This is a genomic window from Williamsia sp. (genome assembly GCF_016462415.1).
In the GTDB taxonomy this organism is placed as follows: Bacteria; Actinomycetota; Actinomycetes; order Mycobacteriales; family Mycobacteriaceae; genus Williamsia_A.
In genome coordinates this window covers 51,726-57,901 of record NZ_JAEMTF010000018.1, presented here as the reverse complement: position 1 = coordinate 57,901, position 6,176 = coordinate 51,726, and the positions used below count along the sequence as shown (strand labels likewise).

Annotated in this window: 3 protein-coding genes; 2 read left to right on the top strand and 1 reads right to left on the bottom strand. The window is 71.0% G+C overall.

Annotated elements, in window-relative coordinates; genetic code table 11:
• Both JHC79_RS07150 and JHC79_RS07145 read left to right on the top strand, forming a co-directional pair.
• Positions 1 to 3,495: amino acid adenylation domain-containing protein (locus JHC79_RS07150; protein WP_296389460.1), on the top strand; the 3,495-nt coding region annotated here is incomplete at its 5' end.
• Positions 3,496 to 3,567: 72 nt separating this feature from the next.
• Positions 3,568 to 4,884 (top strand): condensation domain-containing protein, encoded by a 1,317-nt coding sequence (locus JHC79_RS07145; RefSeq protein WP_296389459.1) that lies wholly within the window; start codon positions 3,568 to 3,570, stop codon positions 4,882 to 4,884.
• A gap of 5 nt (positions 4,885 to 4,889) precedes the next feature.
• Here the strand turns inward: JHC79_RS07145 and JHC79_RS07140 are convergent, their stop codons facing one another.
• On the bottom strand, positions 4,890 to 6,173 hold the full coding sequence (locus JHC79_RS07140) for a competence/damage-inducible protein A (RefSeq protein WP_296389464.1): 1,284 nt from the start codon (positions 6,171 to 6,173) through the stop codon (positions 4,890 to 4,892).
• Between the last annotated feature and the right edge of the window lie 3 nt (positions 6,174 to 6,176).

The window sequence follows — 6,176 nt, the reverse complement described above, 5'->3', positions numbered from 1 at the left end:
GACGGGCCCGCCCTGCCCGCCCCGGAGATCACCTACGTCGACCACACCCTGTGGCAGCACGAGGCCCTCGGTGCCGTCGACGATCCCGATTCGGTTCTCGGAGAGCAGCTCGCGTACTGGTCGTCGACGCTGGCCGAGGCCCCCGGCTCCGTCGAGTTGCCCGCCGATCGCCCCCGACCGGCCGTCATGGACACCACCGGTGGTCAGGTCCCGATCGACCTCGGCGAGCGTCGGAGTGCAGCCGTCGTCGCGCTGGCGCGGCAGGCCGACAGCACTCCGTTCATGGTCGTGCACGCCGCGCTCGCCACCGCCGTCGCCCGACTGGCCCGGGTCGACGACGTGGTGATCGGCGCGGCCATCGCCGGTCGTGGGCGCCGCGAGACCGAGCCGCTGATCGGCATGTTCGTCAACACGCTCGCCCTGCGGACCACGCACCGACCCGGCGACTCCGCGATGGAGCTGATGGAACAGGTCCGACGCGCTGACACCGGCGCATTCGCCCACGCCGACATCCCGTTCGAGCTCCTCGTCGACCGGTTGGCGCCGGCGCGCTCGACTGCGCACGCGCCGATCTACCAGATCGCCCTGAACTACCTGACCTCCTCGAGTGCGCCGGCGGTCGGCATCGAGGGTCTCGACGTGACCCCGGTGGACATCGGTGACCAACCCGCCAAGGTGGATCTCACCCTCGCGCTGACCGAGTGGACCGCGGACGGCGCGACGTCGCCGATCATCGCCGGAGAGATCGTCTACGCCGCAGCGTTGTTCGAGCCCGCCACGGTGGAACGGTTCCGGGACACCGTGCTCGCGGTGCTCGACGGCATGACCGCCGACCCCACGACTCCGATCGGCGACATCGACATCCTCGACGACACCGACCGTCGTGACCTGGTGCCCGCCGTCGGCCCGGAGCCGGTCGCGGCGCAGACCCTGCCGACGATCCTCGCCGCCCGAGGCGGGCTCGATCCCGAGCACCCGGCGCTCATCGACGGCGATCGCACGTGGTCCCGCCGCGAATTCGATTCCGCCACCAACCGTCTCGCCCGGGCGCTGCGTGCGCGCGGCATCGGCCCCGAGGACGTCGTGGCGGTGGGGATGCCCCGGTCGGCCGACGCGGTGATCGCGCTGTGGGCGGTGTGGAAGGCGGGTGCGGCCCCGATGCCGGTGGACCCGGCGCTGCCCCTGCAGCGCGTCGCGCACATGCTCACCGAATCCGGTGCGGTCCTCGGGCTGACCACCCTGGAGTCGTTCGGCGACGTCGCGGGCATCGGTCCCGACTGGGTCGTGGCGAGCAAGCTGGGCGCCGACCAGGTCGACGCACCCGTTCCGGTCGGGGATCTGGCCCCCGACTCCCTGACCCCCGACGCCCTGGCCTATCTCATGTACACCTCGGGCTCGACCGGCACGCCCAAGGCCGTCGCGGTCACCCATCGGGGTCTGGCCGATTTCGTGGAGCACCAGCGGCAGTCGTGGGTCGGTGACCCGGCGCGGGCGCGTGTGCTGCACCTGGCGCAGCTGAGTTTCGACGTGTCGATGTTCGAGGTGATCGGCACCGTCGCACTCGGCGCGACCATGGTGGTGGCCCCGCCGGATGCGTTCGCGGGCAACGATCTCGCCGAGGTCATCTCCGATCACGCCGTGACGCACGCCATGATCACGCCCGCCGTGCTGGCCACTCTCGACCCCGATCAGGCGCGCTCCATCCGACACCTCGGTGTCGCCGGCGACGCGTGCCCGCCCGAGCTGGTCGCGCTCTGGGCCCCCGGCCGGACGATGTCGAACTGGTACGGCCCCGCCGAGACGACCATCACCTCGACGTCTGCTGTCCTCGAGGCGGGTGGACGGGTCGTCGTCGGCCGCCCGATCCGCGGTTTCCGCGCCCTGGTCCTCGACGACCGGCTGCGACCGGTGCCGCGCGGGGTGCTCGGTGAGCTCTACCTGGCCGGCGACGCCGTCGCCCGCGGATACCACCGCCGCCCCGATCTCACGGCCACGCGGTTCGTCGCCGACCCATACGGCCCTGCCGGATCGGTGCTGTACCGCACCGGCGACCTGGTCCGCTGGGTCGACGTCGGCGACGCGGACGGTCCCGCGCTCGAGTTCGGTGGCCGCGACGACTTCCAGGTCAAGATCAACGGCCAGCGCATCGAACTCGGCGACGTCGAGGCCGCGCTCAGCGCCCGATCGGACGTGTCGGTGTCCGCGGTCGTGGGTGTGACCGGGCCGCAGGGTGATGCGCGGTTGATCGGTTTCGTCGCCGCGAACCCGGCCGGCGATCCGCCCGATCCCGCACGGGTGCGCGCCGAACTGCGCGACCGACTGCCCCGACACATGGTGCCTGCGGTCATCGTCGTGATGGAGACGATGCCGATGACGTCGACCGGCAAGGTCGATCGGCGCCGGCTCCCCGTCCCGACCGCCGGGCCGGCCACACCCGAACTGATCGCACCGCAGGGCGAGCTCGAGATCCTCGTGGCCCAGGCGATGGCGGAGGTCACCGGCGCCGACCGGGTCGGTGCGACGCAGAGCTTCTTCGACCTCGGCGGCACGTCGCTGTCCGCGGTGCTGCTCGCTGCGCTCATCGGTGACCGCTCGGGTCGGAAGGTCCAGCTGCCATGGCTCTTCGTCGACCCGACGGCGCGCGGCCTGGCTGCCCGGTTGTCGGAAGAGGCCGGGACCGAGGGCGACCGCGGCCTGACCGACGAGGTCCTCATCGCGCTGCGGGCCGCGGGGTCGCGGCCGCCGCTGTTCTGTGTCCACCCGGCCGGTGGACTGGCCTGGTTCTACGGCGGCCTGGCGCCCCACATCGCCGATCGGCCGCTGTACGGCCTGCAGGATCCGTCGGTCGTCGACGGTGAGGCGTCGGCCGAGTCGGTCACCGAACTCGCCCGGCGCTACGTCGCCGAGATCCGCCGGGTGCAACCGCAGGGGCCGTACCACCTGCTGGGGTGGTCGATCGGCGGGTACATCGCGCAGGCCATGGCGACCGAGATCCAGCGCGGCGGTGACCATGTCGCGTTCCTGGGTGTCATGGACGCCGCGGTCGCCGACCCGGGGGCGGCGCCCGCGGTCACGGCGCCGGTCGACGACCCGGCCACCGGTGTGGCCGACCTGCTCGGTGGCTGGCGTTCGCTGTTCGACATCGACGACGAGATCGAGGCGTCGGACCCCGAGGCGGTCGCCGCCGTGGTCCGTGAACAGATCACCGCGCTCGGGCTGCTGTCGCCGGAGCAGGTCGACCGCATCATGGTCAGCTTCGACACCGCCGCGCAGATCGGGTCGACGCATCGCCCCGACGTGTTCGACGGGGAGATGTTGCTGTTCGTCGCCACCGCCGACAAGGACGATCCCGCTGCGGTGCAGTCGAGTTGGCGGCCCTACGTCACCGGCACGATCACCGCGATCGACGTCGACACCCACCACCTGGGCATGGCCGACACCGAGGCGCTGCAGGTGATCGGCCCGGAGATCGAGAGTCGGCTCGACCGGTCCTGACGCGGGGGCACGATGTGGCCGTTAGACTGCCGACGCTGCGTTCACAACCGATGTTGAGGTGGGGGAGACGGTATGGGGGAGACGTTCGGACTGACGGCGTCACAACGGAACATGTTCGACGCCGAACACCTGCAGGACGACTACTCGGTGGTGGTCGCGCACTATCTCGACATCACCGACATCGACCGCCGGTTCGACCGCGACCTGTTCCGTGCGGGCGTCATCGCGGGCGCGCGCGTCCTGGAGACCGCGTACTCGCGCTTCACGCTCGTCGACGGGCATCCGGTGCAGTACATCGATCCGAGCGTGCCGTTCGACGTGCACACCGTCGACGTACGGCATGAGCCGGATCCGATTGCTGCCGCCCATGATTGGATGCGTGTCGATCACGAGGGTCTGATGGACGTCACGGCCGATCAGATGGCGGTGTCGGCGTTCCTGCGCGTCGCCGACGACCGGACGTTCTGGTACCTGCGGGGCCATCACATCGCCTTCGACGGGTTCGCCGCGCTGACGTGTCTGCACGAGGCGGTCGATCGGTACAACGCGTCGACGCGTGGGGAGACCTACGAGGTGGCGCCACGAGCGACGGTCGCGGAGGTGGTCGCCGACGACGAGAAGTACCGCGACAGCAGCCGCCGGGTCGCCGACGCCGAGTACTGGACCGAGCGGGTCTCGGGGTTGCCCGAGCGCGTCAGTCTGGCGCGGTCACCGTCGTCGGGTCGGCTCGCCCCGCACCACGAGGTGCGCAGCATGGTCATGCCTGCCGACGACCAACGCCTGCTCGACGAACGGGCGACCGAGTTCGGGGCGTCGAGCGCGGCGGTGCTGGGCGCGGCCTTCGCCGCGTACCTGGCGGTGACCGCCGACCGCGACGACATCGTGTTGAGCCTGCCGGTGACCGGTCGGGCCACGGCGAAGATCAAGCGCGCGGGCGGGATGGTGGCGAACATGTTGCCGGTCCGTCTCGACGGCGTCCTCACGCACACCGGCCGCGATCTGGTCGCCGCGGTGACCCTCGAGCTGACCGGATGCCTTCGTAGACAGCGTTATCGGTTCGAGGACATCGCGCGGCGGGCCGGGCTCCCCGACACCGTCACGTCGTTCGGCCCGATCGTGAACCTGGTGTTCTTCGACAAGCCGTTGGCGCTGGACGGGGCGACGGTCAGCTACCACATCCTGTCGTCGGGCATCCTCGACGATCTGCGCATCAACCTCTACCAGGCCGGCGCCGGACTACCGATCGTCGTCGACCTGCACGGGAACTCGACGATCTACTCCGGCGCGGAGATCGAGGGTCACCTCGCCGCATTCGGAGAACTGCTGCACGAGTTCCTGTGTCGACCGGAGTCGCCGGTGCGGGATCTGCGCGCGATCGTCCGCGCCTGAGGCGATCAGTCGGTGAGCTCGCGCAGCGCTCGTCGCAGCAGGTGCATGGCGACGGTGGTCGAGCGTTCACGCACGTCGGAACGGTCGCCGGGCAGCCGAAGCGTCGTTGCGCGGGCGGAGCCGTCGGCCAGGGCGATGCCGAAACAGACCGTGCCGACCGGCTTGTCCGCCGTCCCGCCACCGGGACCGGCGATGCCGCTGGTCGAGATGGCGATGTCGGTGCCGAGCCGGGCCAGCGCCCCGCGCGCCATGGCCTCGGCGACCGGTTCGGACACCGCGCCGTGTGCCTCGATCAGGGCTGCGTCCACGTCCAGCAGGCCGATCTTGGCCTCGTTCTCGTACGCCACCACGCCGCCCGCGACGTAGGCCGACGATCCGGCGAGGTCGGTGAGCCGCGCGGCGATCATTCCCGCAGTGCAGGATTCGGCCGTCGCGATGCGGCGCCCGGAGAGGAGCGCGGCGACCTGCTCGTCGACCGTCGCGCCGTCGGTGGAGAAGATCTGCGTGCCGTGGCGCTCGTCGAGCAGCGCGAGGATCGCCTCGTAGGTGGGGGCACCGTCGGGCTCGAAGCGGGTGACCATCTCGACCTCGCCCTTGCGCAAGCAGGTGGTGATCTCGAGGGCGTCGAACCCGGCGATCGTGTCCTCGCCGATGCGCAGCGAGTCGGCCAGTTCGGACTCGGGGAGGCCGAACATGCGGATCGTCTCCTGGCGGTACTCCGTCCGCCCGGCGATCGCTTTCTGCACGCCGGCCGTCTCGACCGCGGCGGGCCACATGGCCTGCAGCTCGCGCGGCGGACCGGGGAGCACGAGGACCGTCGGGGTCCCCGCCTCGGCGGTCACCACGACGCCCGGCGCCGTGCCGGTGGGGGTGATCCAGGCCGCGCCGCGGGGCACCATCGCCTGCTTGCGGGTGGCGACCCGTACCGACTCGAGGTCGGGGTCGCTGCCTCGTTTCCGGGCCCACCGCGCGACGATGTCGGTGATAGTGGACTCGAGCTCGGTGTCGAGCTCCAGGTCGACTCCGCAGAACGCCGCGACGGTCGCGACGGTCATGTCGTCAGCGGTCGGGCCGAGGCCACCGCTGGTGACGATGAGATCGACACCGTTGGAGGCGAGGAACCGCAACTGGGCGTCGATGTCGGCCTCGCGGTCGGCGCAGATCGTGATGTGCGCCAGTTCCACACCCAGTTCGAGCAGTCGGTCGGCCAACCACGGGCCGTTCTGGTCGGCGACCCGTCCGGTCAGCACTTCGGTTCCGGTGACCACGATTCCTGCGCGCACACTCACGTG